Here is a 16527-nt window from a genome sequence, read left to right on the forward strand (position 1 = left end):
TCCGCGCGGCACCAGCACTTCAAGACTCGACAGGGTGATGCGATTCGTCGCTTGACCTTGTGCCGCGGGGTAACCCCGCGGTGGATGGATGGCTACACATTCCGGCGCGCAAGCGGGACTGCGCTTGCGCGCAGCGCGGCTGGCGCATCACCGGCTGGTTGAAGGGCTGGTTGCCACCACGACCTTCATCGATCGGCCTCATCATCTTCATGACGCGCGAATTGAGCTACAGGGAATGGCTGTCCCGCAGCCTCGCGCGCGCCTTGCTGGCCGATGCCAGGCAGCCCGGCGGCACCGCGCCCGACGCCCTGCGCGCACGGGCCGCCGCGACGCTGGGCGCCGATGCGCCATGGCTGAAGCCGCTGGCCGAAGCGCTCGGCAAGCGCTCGCGAGCCACGTGGCAGCGCACCGACCTGCCCGCGCTGGCGAAGGCGATCCACGACATGCCCGAGCTGGACCTGGCCTTCGGGCAGGACGCGCTGCCCCACGTTCGCCGCATCATCCTGCGGCCCGCCGAGATGCTGCCGCGGCCGATGGGCCTGGACCACTTCGCCTTGCCGAAGGTTCCGATACTGGCCGATCTCGCGCAGTGGCTGGAACTCGAACCCGAGCGCCTCGCATGGTTCACGTCGGCGGCGCAGGCCTTTCGCGAGCCCGATGCATCCAGTGTTCTACGGCCCGCTTCTCACTACCGCTACCAGCTGCAGCCCAAGCGGCTCGGCGGCCTGCGCCTGCTCGAAATTCCCAAGGCCGACCTGAAGCGCGCGCAGCGCCGCATCCTCGACGACCTGTTGCAGCATGTGCCGGTGCACGAGGCCGCGCATGGCTTCGTGCAAGGCCGTTCGGTCGCCAGCCATGCGGCGGCGCATGCGGGCAAGGACGTGGTGATCGGCTTCGACCTGAGCGATTTTTTCCCCAGCGTTCGCGCGTCGCGCGTGCATGCGACGTGGCGCACGCTGGGCTACCCCGAGGGCGTGGCGCGCGCCCTCACGGCCCTGTGCACGCACCGCACCGACAGCGCGGTGATCGAACGATTGCGCGACGACGGCGGGCTCGACTGGCTGGGCGCCAAGCGGCTGGCCGCGCCGCACCTGCCGCAAGGCTCGCCCTGCTCGCCCGCGCTGGCAAACCTCTGCGCCTTCCGGCTCGACCTGCGGCTCGAAGGCCTGGCATGGGTGTTCGGCGCGACCTACACGCGCTATGCCGACGACCTGGTGTTCTCGGGGCCCGAATCGCTGCGCGCACGGTTCACCGCGTTGCGTGCCTGGGTGAACGGCATCGCGGCCGACGAAGGCTTCACCCTGCATCCACGCAAGGTGCGCTGCATGCCGCGGCACCGCCAGCAGCGCGTGACGGGCGTGGTGGTCAACGACAAGGCCAATGCACCGCGTGAAGATTTCGACCGGCTGAAGGCCGTGCTGCATCGCTGCGCGGTGCACGGCCCCGCGGGTGAGAACCGCGCACAGGCAAGCGACTTTCGCGGCCACCTGCTGGGCCACATCGCGTGGATCGGCCAGTTCAGCCCGACCCGCAAGGCCAGGCTGATGCGCCTCTTCGACCGCATCGAATGGCCGCATGCCCCTTAACCGCCCTCATGAAATAGGGGTGGCATGGGTTGTTCCATCTGCGCAAAGCGCTACATTTTGGAAACAACGGAGACCACTGCCATGAACGACATCCGGTTCACACCCGACGAGCTCTCCACCCTGCGCGAACACGGCGTCGTGCTGTTCGCCGACCGCGTGATCTTCGACGCGCAGCCGCCAATGCCGCAACAGCAGATCGATGCGGTGCAGGCGCTGTGCGAAGGTTCCCTTCCCGAGGCACTGGTGGCGCTGTGGCAGCAGACGGCGGGCGGACGGCTCGACTACGACCTGTCGCTCGATATGAACGGCAACCTCGAAGGAATCAGCTGGAACGAGCTGTTCTGGGATGGCAGCGACGGCTACCACGACCTGCAGGGCTGGATCGAGCACGAGCAGGAACTGGCCGAAGACGCCGCCGACGAAGGTGGCACGCCGTGGAGCGGCAAGCTCACGCACCTGCCCTTCGGCGGCTTCGAGTACACCGACCGCATCTACGCGGTGGTCGAGCCCGGTGCCGAGCACGGCCACATCGTCGCCTGGAAAAAAGGCCTGCCGCCGGCCTGGACGCATGCGCTGCACGAAGACAGCGTGAGCACCATCGCGACCGACCTGCACGGCGCCTTCGCGGCACTGCACCTCGACGAAGACCCGCTGGCGCCGGCGGGCGACTATTTCTCGGGGCAGACGCTGCTCGAATACCTCGACGACCGGCACCAGGACCATGGCCTGGACCTCGACCTGATGGACAAGCTGGTCGCCTTCTATTCGCGCGCCGTGCTCGACTGGCGCACGCCATTGGCCGAGGCCACGCTGCGCCATCAGCCGGCGCTGGCGCGCGTGGCGCTGCGCCATGCAATAGCCACCGACGACGCGGAGCTGATCGTGCAGCTCGCGGCCGCCGGCGTGAGCTTCGAGGGGCCGGTGCAAGGCAGTGCGCTCGCGACCGACATCGCTGTCGGGCACGGCGCCTTTGCCGCCGCAGCGGCGCTGGTGCGCGCGGGCGCACCGGTGGCGGCCGACGTGCTGCGCAACATCGACAGGCAGATCGCACCCGAGCTCACCAGCGCGCTGCTGGCCAATGGCGCGGAGCCGAACGTCGCGGCCATCGTCAAGTGCGCGGCCTGCGGCGCGCCTGCGAGCGCGCACCTGATCGCGGAAGCCTGTACGAAGGCGGGCATCGACGTGCCGCCCGCCTTTGTCGCGGACCGCGATGCGATGCTGCTGGAGCTGGAGACGACGCTCGCGAAGATGGCCGACGGCAGGCACGGCCACTACCTGGGGCAGGAAGGGCTGGCCGAGCGCATCGAGCACCTGCAGACCTTCAGGCTCTGAGAAGCGCCGGGCGCCGAAAGGCGCGTTCAGGCGCGTTCAGCCGCGGCTCAACCGCCGTTCAAGCGCCGTACAACCAAGGCTGGTCGAGCAGCTTTGCGCCGAGCATGCGCATCGCCATGTCGCGGCCCAGCCGCACCGCGCCCGTGGCGTGGAAAATTTCGCCGTTGCGCCGGGCCCGCGCCTGCACCTGCGCATTGCGCGCCCAACGCGCGTCGGCATAGCGCGAGAAGGCGGCCGGTACTTCGGCGGCGCTGCCATTGCCGAGTGCATCGGCCAGCGCCAGTGCGTCCTCGATGGCCATGCCCGCCCCTTGCGCAAGGTAGGGAACCATCGGGTGCGCGGCATCGCCCACCAACGCGACGCGTTCGTGCGCCATGTCGGCGGCCGAGGCGACGGGTGCGCGATCGCTGAGCGTCCAGGCGCGCCAGCCGGGCATGGCGTCGAGCAGCGCCTGCAGCGTGGCACAGCTGCGGCCCATGGCCTGCTTCAGCGCGGCGATGCTGCTGGCCTGGTCCCAGTCGCGCGCATCGCCGGCCGGAGCCGATTCGGCGATGACCACCACGTTGAGCCAGTCGCCACCGCGCACCGGGTAGGCCACCGCATGCAGTTGCGGACCGAGCCACACATCGACCCGCGCACGGCGCAAGGCCGCGGGCAACGCCGCTTGCTCGACCAGCGCACGCCAGGCCGTGTGGCCGGTCACGCGTGGCGGCGCCGCGGCCGAGACGGAATCGAGCTGCTGCCGCGCCATGCTCCACAAGCCATCGGCGCCCACCAGCGCTTCGCCCTCCCACGCGCGAGCGTCGGTGCTCGACACGCACACCAGGTCGTCGCTGGTCTCGATCTGTTCGATGTGGGCGGCGGTGACCAGCGTGCCGGTGCCGCGCGCGCGCACGGCGTCGAGCAGCAGGCCATGCAGGTCGGCGCGGTGCACGCAAAAATAAGGGGCGCCGTAGCGCTGCTGCATTGCATCGCCGAGCGGCAGGCGGGCCAGCTCGGCACCGCTGCCGGCGCTGTGGACCACCAATGCATCGGGGCACGCCGCGATGGCCGCGAGCCCCTTTCCCAGGTCGAGTTGCTGCAGGCGCCGCGTGGCGTTGGGGCCAAGCTGCACGCCGGCACCGATTTCGCCGAAGACGGCGGCCTGCTCGAAAACGTCGGCCCGGTGCCGGTTGCGGGAAAGCGCCAGCGCCGTGGCCAGCCCCCCGATGCCGCCCCCGGCGACGAGGATGTGCGCGGGCATCGGTCTCAGAGGCTGTTCGTGGACGACAGCGTGCTGTGCGGCTGGCTCGTGGCCTTGTTGTCGGCTTCCGGTTTGACGGGGGTCTTGGGGGCGCAGCTTCCGCAGGTATCGCAGGAGCCGCAGCCCGAGGTCTTGGCGAGCGAGGCCGCCAGTTGGTCGGCGCGTTGCTGGTCGACCAGCCCGGCGCGGTGCGTGCCGGCCGCGAGCTTGTGCGCCGCGCTGCGCCGCCAGCCCGCGGGCATCCAGCGCCAGACCGCGTAGAACGCGGCCGCCGCGACGATCAATCCGACGATCAGTTGCTGTGCCATTTCTTCTTCAAACCTTTCAGCGTCAGGGGGCGGTTTTAACCCGCCCCGAGTGCCAGTGCAACGCGGTAGGTGATGAAGCACGCGGCATAGGCCAGCGCGAACAGGTAGCCGGCCATGATCCACACGTACTTCCACGAGCCGGTTTCGCGCTTGACGGCCGCGAGCGTCGAGATGCATTGCGGCGCGAACACATACCAGACCAGCAGCGACAGCGCCGTCGCCAGCGACCAGCTGCCCGCGATCAGCGGCTCCAGCGCGCCCGCCACGTCGTCGCCGGTGGCCGACAGCGCGTAGACCGTGCCCAGCGCGCCCACCGCCACTTCGCGCGCGGCCATGCCCGGCACCAGCGCGATCGAAATCTGCCAGTTGAAGCCGATGGGCGCGAAGATGTGCTCGAGCCCCCGGCCGATCATGCCGGCCAGGCTGTACTGGATGGCCGGGCCGGTCGCGCCTTCGGGCGGCGACGGGAAAGTCGACAAGAACCACAGCAGGATGGTGAGCGTGAGGATGATGGTGCCCACGCGCTGGATGAAGATCCAGGCGCGCTCGTACAGCCCCAGCGCCAGGTTGCGCGGGTTGGGCCAGCGGTAGGCCGGCAGCTCCATCATCAGCGGCGAATGCTGGGCGTTGTCGCGAAAGCGCTTCATGACCCAGGCCACGGCCATCGCCGAGACGATGCCGAACACATACAGCGCAAACAGCACCACGCCCTGCAGGTTGAAGATGCCGCCCACGGTGCGCGCCGGAATGAAGGCCGCGATGAGCAGCGCATACACCGGCAGCCGCGCCGAGCAGGTCATGAGCGGCGCGATCATGATGGTGGTGATGCGGTCGCGCCAGTTGCTGATGGTGCGCGTGGCCATCACGCCCGGAATGGCGCAGGCAAAGCTCGACAGCAGCGGAATGAACGAGCGGCCCGACAGGCCCACGGTGCCCATCACGCGGTCGAGCAGGAAGGCCGCGCGCGGCAGGTAGCCCGAGTCTTCGAGCGCGAGGATGAACAGGAAAAGAATCAGGATCTGCGGCAGGAAGACGATCACGCCGCCCACGCCCGCGATCACCCCGTCGACCAGCAAGCTCTGCAGCATGCCCTCGGCCATGTGCGCCTTGAGCAGGCCGCCCAGCGCCTCGGTGCCGGCCTTGATGGCGTCCATCGGCACGTTGGCCCAGCTGAACACGGCCTGGAACATCAGGAACATGGTGACGGCCAGCACCAGCATGCCCCACACCGGGTGCATCACCACGCGGTCGATGCGGTCGCTGGTGGCCAGGCTGCCGACCGGCTCGGTCACGGCCAGGCCGAGGATGCGGCGCACTTCGCGCTGCGTGGCCAGCACGTCGTCGAGTCCGGGCGCCTGCCAGGGCTGCGGCGCGGCGGCGGGCACGGGCTTGTCGAGCGCATCGAGCAGGCTTTGGGCGCCACCGGAATGCACGCCGACGGTCTCGACCACCGGCAGGCCCAGTTCGCGCGACAGCACGGCGGTGTCGACCGCAATGCCCTGCTTCCTGGCCATGTCGGTCATGTTGAGCGCCACCACCATCGGCAGGCCCAGCTTCTTGGCTTCGAGCACCAGTCGCAGGTTCAGGCGCAGGTTGGTGGCGTCGGTCACGCACACCAGCAGGTCGGGCAATTCTTCATTGCTCTTGCCGGTGACGATGTCGCGGGTGACGGCCTCGTCGGCGCTCAGCGCGTTCAGGCTGTAGGCGCCCGGCAGGTCAAGCACGAAGACGCGGCGGCCCGAGGGCGTGCGCAGCGTCCCTTCCTTGCGCTCGACGGTCACGCCGGCGTAGTTGGCCACCTTCTGCCGGCTGCCGGTCAGCAGGTTGAAGAGCGCGGTCTTGCCGCAGTTGGGGTTGCCCAGCAGCGCAATGCGGCCCGGCTGCGCGGTGGCGGCAAAGCCGCGCGGCCCCTGGATGACGGCTTCAACCATGGTGCTCAGCTCCCAGCGTCACGTGAATGAGCGCGGCCTCGTGGCGGCGCAGCGCGAAAGTGGTATGGCCCAGGCGGACCGCCAGCGGCTCGCGCCCCGGAATGCCGCTGGCCACGATGCGCACCGCTTCGCCGGGCACGAAGCCGATTTCGGTCAGGCGCAGCACGAGTTCTCGGTCGTCGGCGCTCTCGGGGCGGGCGACGTCGAGCACGGTGGCCCACTGGTTGTTCGGAAGCTGGTCGAGGTGCAGGACGGCGGAGGCCGGCGCTGCGCCGTTGTCATTGGTGTGCACGGTGAGAGTGCGCCGGGGATATCGGGCGCGCCAGTAAGCAGAACCCGAATGCTAGCAATTCTCACTCGCGAAAACCTGACCAAACCCGCAAAAAAGGAGGCTGCAAGGCCAGAAACACCGAGGAACCGGCTTTGCCAGGCCTCGGGTGTTGCCCCCGGCAGGGGTTGGGCGAGCCTAGTTCAGCCCCAGCATGCCGCGCAGTTTCGACAGGTCTTCGGCCAGCGTATTGACCCGGCCGGCCAGCATCTTGCGGTCGCGCTCGGTGAGCTTCGAATACGTTTCGAAGCCGCCGTCGGCCGTCCTGTACTTGGCCAGCGTGTCGAACACGACCTTGAAGTTGGCGTCGGTCTTGTCCGAGAAGGCCTTGTTTTCCTTCACGACCAGCGGGCGCAGCAGCTCGACGATCTTGTAGGCGCCCTCGAAGTTCGACTGGAAGTCCCACAGGTCGGTGTGGCTGTAGCGGTTTTCTTCGCCCGAGATCTTGGTGGCGGCCACTTCTTCCATCAGCACGGCGGCACCGCCCACCACCTTCTCGGGCGGGAAGGTCAGCGCCACCAGGCGCTTCTGCAGTTCGAGCACGTCGGCCAGCAGCTTGTCGGCCACGGGGTTCAGCCCCTTGGTGCTCTTTTGCGTCCACAGGCCGTACTCGATGCGGTGGAAGCCGCCGAAGGCCGGGTCTTTCTCGGCCTTCTCATGGTCGTCGGCGCGCGAGTCGATGGCCTTGTCGAGGTCGTTGAACAGTTCGGCCACCGGCTCGATGCGCTCGTAGCTGGTGCGCGTCGAGGGGTAGAGCTTCTTGGCCTTCTCGATGTCGCCGGCCTTCACCGCGGCGGTGAAGGCACGCACGTCCGTCGCCAGCTTGCGCACGTTCTCGGCCACGTAGATCTTGTAGTCGGAGATCGGTCCGACCAGTTCGAGCGGCGACACGGCGGCCTGCGCGCCAACGGCATAGAGCCCGGCAAAGCCTGCGACGAAAGTGGCGAGGAAATGGCGGCGGAACTGCACGGTCATGGATCTCCTTGGGTATCGAGGTCGTGAAAAAAATCTGGATGTCTGGATGAAGACTGGGACGAAGGCCCGTCAGGCCGCCAGCAGCGTGCGGCCAAGCCAGTCCTGCTCGCCCTGCACGCCGGGCAGCGTGAAGAAGAAGCCGCCGCCGATGGGCTTGATGTATTCCTCGAGCGGCTCGCCATCGAGCCGCGTCTGCACGGCAATGAAGCCCTTTTCAAGGTCGGCCTGGTAGCAGATGAACAGCAGCCCCATTTCGAGCTGGCCCGACTTGGTGACGCCGTTCGAATAGTTGAAGGGCCGGCGCAGCATCAGGTTGGCGTTCGAGGCCTTGGTGCGCGGGTTCGCCAGGCGGATGTGCGCGTCCATCGGCGTGGCCTTGCCTTCGGGGTCTTTGGTGTAGTCGGGCACGTCGTGCTCCGTCTTGCCGCCGTCCAGCGGCGCGCCGGTGGGCTTCAGCCGGCCCATGATGGCCTCCTGCTCCTGAAGCGGCGTGCGGTCCCAGCGTTCGACGAAGTTGCGGATGATGCGCACCGCCTGGTAGCTGCCGCCCACCGCCCAGGCCGGCTCGCCGCTGCCCGGCTGCACCCACACGATGCCGTTCATGAGCGAGTCGTCGGCCGAGTCGGGGTTGGCCGAGCCATCGCGAAAGCCCAAGAAGTTGCGCGCGCTCTCGGACGGCTTGCCGGGCACCGCCGGAATCGGCGGCACGGTGCCTTCCTGCTTCCAGTGCAGCACCAGCAGGTCGGGCGTGTTCTTGATGATGTCGCGCAGCGCGTGGATGTTGGTGTCGGGCGTGTTGGCGCAGAACTGGATCGACAGGTCGCCATGGCACAGCGCGGCATCGAGCGCGTCGTTGGGGTGGCGCTGCATCTGGTGGAGCCGCACCGGCTTTTTCCTGGCAAGGCCGAAGCGCTCGTCGAACAGCGAGGTGCCGACCGACACCGTTACCGTGAGCCCGTCGGGCTGCACCACCGGCCCCAGGATGCCGGAGCCCGCGGGCGGCAGCTTGGGATCGGGGTCGGTCTGCGGGCCGCCCTGCGTGAGAAAGGCGATGCGCTCGGTGAGCGTGCGGAACAGGCGCTCCAGGTCGGCGCGGTTCTCGGCCAGCACATAGAACGAGGCGATCATGCCGGCGGTCGGGCGCGGCGTGACGATGCCTGCCTGGTGCTTGCCGCGGAAGGGCACGCGGTCTTGCGTGTGCGTGCTCTCCGGCGCGTCGGTGACCTGCGCGCCGGCATCGGGCGCGTTGGGCGGGCCCGAAGGCGGGGCGGCGGCAGCGTGGGCCGAGGCGGCGAGCCCGGCGATGGCGACGCCCGCGGCGCCGAGCATGCGGCGGCGGTGCGGCGAGGCGGGTTGCCCTGCCGTGGAAGCAGGCACGGGCACGAGCACAGGATTGGAGGTCGGCTTTTCCATGGAAATACTCTTTTCTCTCTCAACTCATTCCAGGCCGAGCGCGGCGTTCACCTTGCCGAGTTCGTCCGCCAGCGCGCGCACGGCGTCCGCGATGGTCTTCCTCTGTGCTTCGTCGAGCGGCGCGGGCTTGAAGCCCTCGCCTTCGCGGTATGGCGCCAGCGCGGCATCGAAGGCCGCGAAGTGTTCGTCCACGCTCTTCTGCAGCGCGGGCGCGGCCTTGACCAGCAGCGGCTGCAACAGCTCCGAGATCTTCTTCGTGCCTTCGTAGGTGCCCTGCAGGTTCACCAGTTCGGCATGGCCGTAGTGGTCTTCACCGCCGGCCGGCAGGTTGTCGGCCACACGGCGCAACAGCTTCGACGCCGAACCGGCGAGCCGCTCGGGCGGCATGTTGAGCCCGCGCAGGCGCTCCTTGAGCACGCCGATGTCGGCCACCAACTGGTCGGCCACGGGCGCCAGGCTCTTGACGTCGTTCTGGCTGTACAGCGCGTACTCGATGCGGTGGAAACCGGTGAAGCCGGCATCGGCCTCGCGCTTCTCGAAATAGTCGGCGCGCGCGTTGATGCGCGTGTCGAGGTCGGCGAACAACTCGGCCATCGGCTCGATGCGCTTGTAGGCCTGGTGGGCCGGCGCGTAGAGCGCGCGCGCCTGCTGCAGGTCGCCCGCCTTGATGGCGTCGGCCAGGCCGCGCGCCGCATCTTCCAGCGTGCCGGCTTCGAGCCGCAGGAACACCTGGTACTCGGCCAGCGCGCCCACGTAGTTGACCAGCGAAGGCCGCGCCTCTTCGGCCTTGGAAGCGGCCGACGGCGTGACGTGCAGCTTGCCGCGCGGATTGCTCAGCAGCCCGCAGGTAATCGCGAAGTCGCCCGGCGAAAGCTTGACCGTCATGGTCTGCGAGAAGCCCGGCGCGATGTTCTCGCGCTCTTCCACCACCATCACGCCGTCGAGAATTTCCCACTCGAGCGCGCGGTTCGACTTGTTGACGATGGTGAAGGTGGTGCGCCCCGCGGGCACGGTGATCTCGTTGGGGTCGCAGGCGTTGCCCTGGATGGTCACGGTCACCGCGTTGTCGGCCGCCTTGGCCGGCGCTTTCTTGGCCTCGTTCGAGGCATACCAGAAGGCCGCGAGCCCGGCGACCACCAGCAGCGCCGACGCGGCCACGGCCACGCGCATCAGGTTGAAAGATTTCGGTTCAGGAGAAGAGGAAGACATGACGGGGTTTCAGCCGGCCGCAGCCGCGCGAGGCGCAGGCGGGGGAGCCGAGCGCAGGAAGAAGAACAGGGCCACGGCCAGGAAGGCCAGGTAGACGACGACCTCGCCCACCACGGGCGCGGCCTGGTAGCCCAGCAGGCCCGAGAGCACGGCGCCCACGGGGCTGTCCATGGGCAGCGTTTCGCTCATGTCGAACACCACCGTCTGCAGGTGGTTCCATACGCCGCCCTCGTGCAGCTTGCGCAGCACGCCGGCCAGCAGGCCCGCGGCCACCAGAAGGATGAACAGGCCCGTGTAGCGGAAGAAGCGGCGCAGGTCGAGCCGCACGCCGCCCGAGTACAGGCCCCAGCCGATCGCCACCGACACGGCAATGCCGGCGAGCGCGCCCACGGGCGCTTCCCAGCCGCTGCTTTGCTGGAACACGGCCAGCAGGAAGAACACCGACTCCAGCCCTTCGCGCGCCACGGCCAGGAACACCATGCCGATGAGCGCCCAGCCCTGCCCGTCCGCGCCCTTGGTAAGCGCCTTGTCGATGGACGCCTGCAGCTCGCCCTTGATGGAGCGCGCGGCCTTGCGCATCCAGAACACCATCGAGGTCAGCATGACGACGGCGATGAGCCCGACCACGCCCTCGAACAGCTCCTGCTGCTTCTGCGGAAACTCGGCCGCCAGCAGTTGCAGGCCGGCGCCCGCGAACAACGACAGCGCGGCGGCCAGCAGCACGCCGACCCACACCGCGGGCATCAGTGCGCCGCGTCCGCTTTGCTTGAGGTAACTGGCAACGATGCCGACGATCAGCGCGGCTTCGATGCCTTCGCGCAGCATGATGAGAAAGGGAATGAGCATCGGCTTCGGAATTCAGGGCACAGGAAGTCCCCGAAACCGGCAACGTCGGCACTGCGGCGTAGGCCCCACGGGGGAGCGAACGAGCATACCCAACAAATAAGAGCCATTCTCATTTAAGGGCTTTTGTTACCAAATGGTAATGATTGCCCCCGGCCTCAAATGGCGAGTTCGGCGATGCGTGCGGTGACGGCATTGCCGTCGATCAGGAGTTCGGCCACGGCGATGGGCAGCTTGAAACGGCGCGGGCCGGCGCTGCCCGGATTCACGTACAGGACGCCATTGCGCTCTTCGATCTTCGGCTTGTGCGAGTGGCCCGAGACGACCACGCGAACGCCCGCGGCAGCCGGGTCGATGCCGATCTGCGAGAGGTCGTGAATTGCGTAGACGCACACGCCGTCGACCGTCAGGAATTCCGATTCGGCAATGCCGTCGGCCCAGGGCTCGCGGTCGTTGTTGCCGCGCACGACGGTCAGCGGCGCAAGGGCGGCAAGCGCTTTGAGGATGCCGGCGTTGCCGATGTCACCGCCATGCACGATGAAGTCGCTGCCTTGCAGGAAGGCCAGCGCCTCGGGCCGCAAGAGGCCGTGTGTGTCGGAGATGAGGCAGACGCGGCGCATGCGAAGAAGGTGGAAGAAAGTGATTCTCGCAAACCCCGAGGCGCCCGGGCAGCACTGCGCGGCGGCCCGCAAACGCCATCGGCCAAGGCATGATCGGCGCCATGCCCGAGGACACCACCCCACAGATGCCCGCCTCCGATATTCCCGAACGCGTTCCCGAAGGCGTGCCCGAACAGGCACCCGACGAGGCGCCTGCGCCCCCCGCGCCCCCTCCTCCCGCCGTGCCCCGCGCGAGCCTGTGGCGATGGATCGCCGGCGGCCTGCGCGCCTCGGTGCTGTGCAACCCGCGCATCGATGCAAGGCCCGCCCCCTGGCAGTTGCTGCTGCTCGTGCTGCTGCCCGAACTCGCGTGGATCGGCATGGCGCGGCTCGAGATCGCCGGCCCCGCACTGCTCCACGAGACGGTCGGCCTCAACACGCTCTGGTGGCTGGGCTTGCTCACCTGGCTCGGATGGTTCGCGCTGTCCGGCAAGGCGCCGCACGGCGGACTGGCACGCTGGCTCGTGCTCGCGACCTGGGCGATGTTCCCGGCCAACCTGCTGCTCACGCAGTTGGCGCTGGCTTACTCGCGCGGCTGGCTTCCGGCGATGCTGAGCAACCCGAAAGGCTACTGGACTATTTTCGGCCTGGCCTGTGCATGGATGGTGCTGGCGCTGGTGCGCTTCACCGCGCGCGAAGCCGGTGCGCGCTGGCGGCTTGCCGTTTTCGCGCCGGCGTTCATGGCGCTGATGGCGCTGATCTTCTGGCAATCGCTGAACATGCAGGAACGCACCTGGCAGGCCGATACCACCGCATCCACCGAGCCCGAGCGCCCACGCATGCGGCTGACGCAGGAGCTCTTCGAACAGCAGCAGGCGCTGTGGGAGCACACGGCCGAGGCCTTGCCCGCCAGCCAGCCAGCCGGGGCAAGTGAATGTGTACGGGCTGGTGTTCGCGCCCTATGCAACGGAAGACGTGTTCCTGCGCGAAAGCCGGATGGTCACGCAGTTGCTCGAAGAACGCTTCGGCGCCAAGGGCCGCGTGATCCACCTGATGAACCACGCGACCACCACCGACACGCTGCCCTGGGCCACGCCGCTCAACCTGCAGCGTGCCGTGGCGGCGCTGGCCAAGCGCATGGACCGCGACAACGACCTGCTGGTGGTCTACCTCACCTCGCACGGCGCGAGCGACCACAAGCTGGCAGCCTCGCACTGGCCGCTGTCGGTGCCCTGGCTCACGCCCGAGGAACTGCGCGTGGCGCTCGACGAAGCCGGCATCCGCCACCGCGTGGTGGCGGTGTCTGCCTGCTTTTCGGGGGGATGGATCGAGCCGATGGCCAACGAGCACACGCTGGTCATGACCGCCGCGGACGCCACGCACACCTCGTACGGATGCGGGCGCCTGTCCGAGCTGACCTTCTTCGGCCGCGCGATGTTCAACGAAGAACTGCGCAAGACCCACTCCTTCGAAACCGCTTTCGCGGCGGCCGTGCCGCTGATCCGCCAGCGCGAGATCGACGCCGGCAAGGAAGACGGGTTTTCCAATCCCCAGATCAGCGTGGGCGAGAAGATCCGCCCGCTGCTCGATGGGCTTGCACAGCGGCTGGATGCCGCCGGCAAGTAGTCAACGACGAGCTGGTCAGGCGGCCAGCAACTGCCGCAGCACGAACGGCAGGATGCCGCCGTGCTTGTAGTAGTCGACCTCGATCGGGGTGTCGATGCGCAGGCGCACCGTCACCTCCTGATGGGTGCCGTCGGGGCGATGCACCACCAGCTTGACGTCCATCTGCGGCTTCAGTTCGCTGCCGATCACCACGTCGATCTTCTCGTCGCCCGTCAGGCCCAGCGTCTGCCATGAATCGGCGCCGCGGAACTGCAGCGGCAGCACGCCCATGCCGACGAGATTGGCGCGGTGGATGCGCTCGAAGCTGCGTGCCACCACGGCCTTGATGCCCAGCAACTGCGTGCCCTTGGCGGCCCAGTCGCGCGACGAGCCGGTGCCGTACTCTTCGCCGCCGAACACCACCGTGGGGGTGCCCTCTTCCATGTACTTCATGGCGGCGTCGTAGATGAACATCTTCTGGTTGCCCGGCTGGAACAGCGTGACGCCGCCCTCTTCCTGCGTGCCGTTGGCGTCCGGCGGAATCATCAGGTTCTTGATGCGCACGTTGGCGAAGGTGCCGCGCATCATCACGTCGTGGTTGCCGCGGCGCGAGCCGTAGCTGTTGAAGTCGGCCTTGGCCACGCCGTGCGCCTTGAGCCAGATGCCCGCGGGCGAGCTTTCCTTGATGGAGCCGGCCGGCGAAATGTGATCGGTGGTGATCGAGTCGCCGAACAGCGCCATGACGCGCGCGCCCTTGAAGCCCGCATCGGTTGCATGCGGCTTCATCTTGAAGCCCTCGAAGAACGGCGGCTCGGCAATGTAGGTCGACTTGGGCCAGTCGTAGACCTGCCCGTCGGTGCCCTTGATGCTCGTCCAGAACTTGCCCGGATCGGTCTTCACCTTCTCGTAGTTCGCGCGGAACGACTTGGCGTTCATGGCAAAGCGCAGGTTGTCGTCGATTTCCTTCGGCGTGGGCCAGATGTCGCCCAGGTACACGTCCTTGCCGTTCTTGCCCTTGCCCACGGGCTCGGTCATCAGGTCGGTCATGACGTTGCCGGCAATCGCGAAGGCCACCACCAGCGGCGGCGAGGCCAGGAAGTTGGCCTTCAGGTTCGGGTGGATGCGCGCCTCGAAATTGCGGTTGCCCGACAGCACGGCCGCGCCGATCAGGTCGTTCTTGGTGATGGCCTCGTTGATCTCGGGCGTGAGGTCGCCGGCGTTGCCGATGCAGGTGGTGCAACCGTAGCCGGCCAGGTAGAAGCCGAGCTTTTCGAGGTACGGCAGCAGGCCCGCCTTCTCGAGGTATTCGGTGACGATGCGCGAGCCGGGGGCCAGCGAGGTCTTGATGTGCGGCTTGACCGTCAGGCCCGCCTCCACCGCCTTCTTGGCCAGCAGGCCGGCCGCGAGCATCACGCTCGGGTTCGAGGTGTTGGTGCACGAGGTGATGGCCGCGATCAGCACGTCGCCGTTGCCGATGGTGACCTGGCCCTTGGGCGCGGAAGGCGCGGTGGCGCTCACGTGGGCCGCGGCCTTGGTCGAGCGGTTGGCCACCATCTCGACCACGTCGAGCGGCGCGCCCGCGGGCGGCGGTGCGGCCTCGTCGTCGTTGCCCTGGCCGGCAGTGGCCAGCGGATAGCGCAGCTTGAGCTTGTCCGCCGGCTGGTTGAAGCCGTTGGCGTCGTTGGGCTTGCTGTACAGCTCGGAGAACTTGGTGGCCAGGTGGCCCAGGTCGATGCGGTCCTGCGGGCGCTTGGGGCCGGCCAGGCTGGGCGACACGGTGCCCAGGTCGAGCTTGACGATCTTGGTGTAGTCGATGTCGCCGGGTGCGGGCATGCCGAACAGGCCCTGCGCCTTGTAGTAGGCCTCGAAGCGCTCGACCTCTTCCTTGGTGCGGCCGGTGCCCTCGAAGTACGCCACCGTCATTTCATCGACCGGGAAGAAGCCCATGGTCGCGCCGTATTCGGGCGCCATGTTGCCGATGGTCGCGCGGTCGGGCACGGCGATCGACGCGGCGCCGGGCCCGAAGAACTCGACGAACTTGCCCACCACTTTTTCGGTCCGCAGGATGGCGGTGACGTACAGCACCAGGTCGGTGGCGGTGACGCCTTCGCGCAGCTTGCCGGTGAGCTCGAAGCCCACCACGTCGGGCGTCAGCATGTAGACCGGCTGGCCCAGCATGGCCGCTTCGGCCTCGATGCCGCCCACGCCCCAACCGACCACGCCGATGCCGTTGATCATGGTGGTGTGGCTGTCGGTGCCGACCAGCGAGTCGGGGTAGTAGGTGGGCGTATCACCTTTGTCGTACGGGCTCTTGTAGACGCCGCGCGCGAAGTATTCGAGGTTGACCTGGTGCACGATGCCAAAGCCGGGCGGCACGACGCGGAAGGTGTCGAAGGCCTGCATGCCCCACTTCATGAACTGGTAGCGCTCGTTGTTGCGCTGGAACTCGAGCTTCATGTTGAGGTCGAGTGCCTTGGGGGTGCCGTAGTAGTCGACCATGACGGAGTGGTCGACCACGAGGTCGACGGGCACCAGCGGCTCGATGGTCTTGGGCGATTTGTTCAGCTTGGCGGCCACGCTGCGCATGGCGGCCAGGTCGGCCAGCAGGGGCACGCCGGTAAAGTCCTGCAGGACCACGCGGGTGACGACGAAGGGAATTTCGTCGGTGCGCTCGGCATTGGGTGCCCAGTGGGCCAGTTCTTCGACGTGCTTGGGCGAAACTTTCTGTCCATCGCAGTTGCGCAGCACGGATTCGAGCACGATGCGGATCGACACGGGCAGGCGGTCGATGGTGGGATATTGCTTGGCCAGCTCTTTCAGCGACCAATACTTTCCGGACTTTCCCGATGCGGTCTTGAAGGTCTTGAGAGTGGACGCAAAGGCGTGCGCCGGTGCTTTGGCCATAGAGAAACTCCTGTTTGTTCGTGGAAGCTCCTCAAGGATAGCGGGGATCAATGTCAGCTGTTGTAGTCTGGCTTCCTGGGAAATGGTCTCCGGGGGCTATGGCGTTCATAGCGTGGTACGGCCTCTGCGAACTGGCGTATTCGGGAACTTTGGAGCTTCGCCCGGGAAGCGTGGCGCGTCGGATAGCTTGGCGCTGCTGTTCGGTTCGGGTGCGGGTTCATTCAGGGCGCGTGCGAATGACACCGGGTACT

At 67.8% G+C, this 16527-nt stretch carries 14 protein-coding genes; 3 read left to right on the forward strand and 11 right to left on the reverse strand.

Annotated features, from left to right (window positions below; translation table 11 throughout):
- The first annotated feature begins 209 nt into the window (after positions 1-209).
- Both DBV14_RS17185 and DBV14_RS17190 read left to right on the forward strand, forming a co-directional pair.
- Positions 210-1586 carry a reverse transcriptase family protein gene (locus DBV14_RS17185; RefSeq protein ID WP_124460373.1) on the forward strand — a complete coding sequence of 459 codons (1377 nt, stop codon included), beginning with the start codon at positions 210-212 and terminating at the stop codon, positions 1584-1586.
- 81 nt (positions 1587-1667) lie between these two features.
- Entirely contained in the window at positions 1668-2918 is a 1251-nt protein-coding gene (locus DBV14_RS17190) for an SMI1/KNR4 family protein (RefSeq protein WP_124460374.1), read from the forward strand.
- 58 nt (positions 2919-2976) lie between these two features.
- On the opposite strand, the gene DBV14_RS17195 is transcribed toward DBV14_RS17190, so the two are convergent.
- The 10 genes from DBV14_RS17195 to DBV14_RS33450 all read right to left on the reverse strand — a co-directional run bounded on the left by DBV14_RS17195 (position 2977) and on the right by DBV14_RS33450 (position 12548).
- Positions 2977-4161, reverse strand: a complete 1185-nt coding sequence (locus DBV14_RS17195; protein WP_124460375.1) for an FAD-dependent monooxygenase — start codon at positions 4159-4161, stop codon at positions 2977-2979.
- Between the two features lie 5 nt (positions 4162-4166).
- Positions 4167-4469 (reverse strand): DUF6587 family protein, encoded by a 303-nt coding sequence (locus tag DBV14_RS17200; protein WP_124460376.1) that lies wholly within the window; start codon positions 4467-4469, stop codon positions 4167-4169.
- Positions 4470-4504: 35 nt separating this feature from the next.
- On the reverse strand, positions 4505-6400 hold the full coding sequence (locus DBV14_RS17205) for a ferrous iron transporter B (RefSeq protein ID WP_124460377.1): 1896 nt from the start codon (positions 6398-6400) through the stop codon (positions 4505-4507).
- Positions 6393-6692, reverse strand: coding sequence for a FeoA family protein (locus DBV14_RS17210; protein WP_124460378.1), 300 nt, complete (start codon positions 6690-6692; stop codon positions 6393-6395). The genes DBV14_RS17205 and DBV14_RS17210 overlap by 8 nt, the downstream gene beginning before the upstream one ends.
- A gap of 174 nt (positions 6693-6866) precedes the next feature.
- Entirely contained in the window at positions 6867-7703 is an 837-nt protein-coding gene (gene efeO / locus DBV14_RS17215) for an iron uptake system protein EfeO (protein ID WP_124460379.1), read from the reverse strand.
- Between the two features lie 69 nt (positions 7704-7772).
- Positions 7773-9116 (reverse strand): iron uptake transporter deferrochelatase/peroxidase subunit, encoded by a 1344-nt coding sequence (gene efeB / locus DBV14_RS17220; protein ID WP_124460380.1) that lies wholly within the window; start codon positions 9114-9116, stop codon positions 7773-7775.
- 24 nt (positions 9117-9140) lie between these two features.
- On the reverse strand, positions 9141-10325 hold the full coding sequence (gene efeO, locus DBV14_RS17225; protein ID WP_124460381.1) for an iron uptake system protein EfeO: 1185 nt from the start codon (positions 10323-10325) through the stop codon (positions 9141-9143).
- Positions 10326-10334: 9 nt separating this feature from the next.
- The gene (gene efeU, locus DBV14_RS17230) at positions 10335-11171 is read right to left on the reverse strand and encodes an iron uptake transporter permease EfeU (protein WP_124460382.1); all 837 of its coding nucleotides are present in this window, start codon (positions 11169-11171) and stop codon (positions 10335-10337) included.
- Positions 11172-11326: 155 nt separating this feature from the next.
- Positions 11327-11788 (reverse strand): metallophosphoesterase family protein, encoded by a 462-nt coding sequence (locus DBV14_RS17235; RefSeq protein WP_124460383.1) that lies wholly within the window; start codon positions 11786-11788, stop codon positions 11327-11329.
- Positions 11789-12395: 607 nt separating this feature from the next.
- A complete protein-coding gene (locus DBV14_RS33450) occupies positions 12396-12548 on the reverse strand; it encodes a hypothetical protein (RefSeq protein ID WP_185546046.1) in 153 nt (50 codons plus the stop codon).
- Between the two features lie 149 nt (positions 12549-12697).
- Between DBV14_RS33450 and DBV14_RS17240 the strand changes: the two genes are divergently transcribed.
- Entirely contained in the window at positions 12698-13393 is a 696-nt protein-coding gene (locus DBV14_RS17240; RefSeq protein WP_124460384.1) for a C13 family peptidase, read from the forward strand.
- A 15-nt stretch (positions 13394-13408) separates the two neighbouring features.
- Here DBV14_RS17240 and DBV14_RS17245 read toward each other — a convergent pair whose 3' ends face one another.
- A complete protein-coding gene (locus tag DBV14_RS17245) occupies positions 13409-16276 on the reverse strand; it encodes an aconitate hydratase (RefSeq protein ID WP_124460385.1) in 2868 nt (955 codons plus the stop codon).
- Positions 16277-16527: the final 251 nt, after the last annotated feature.

The organism is Variovorax sp. KBW07, from assembly GCF_003852515.1.
In the GTDB taxonomy this organism is placed as follows: Bacteria; Pseudomonadota; Gammaproteobacteria; order Burkholderiales; family Burkholderiaceae_C; genus Variovorax.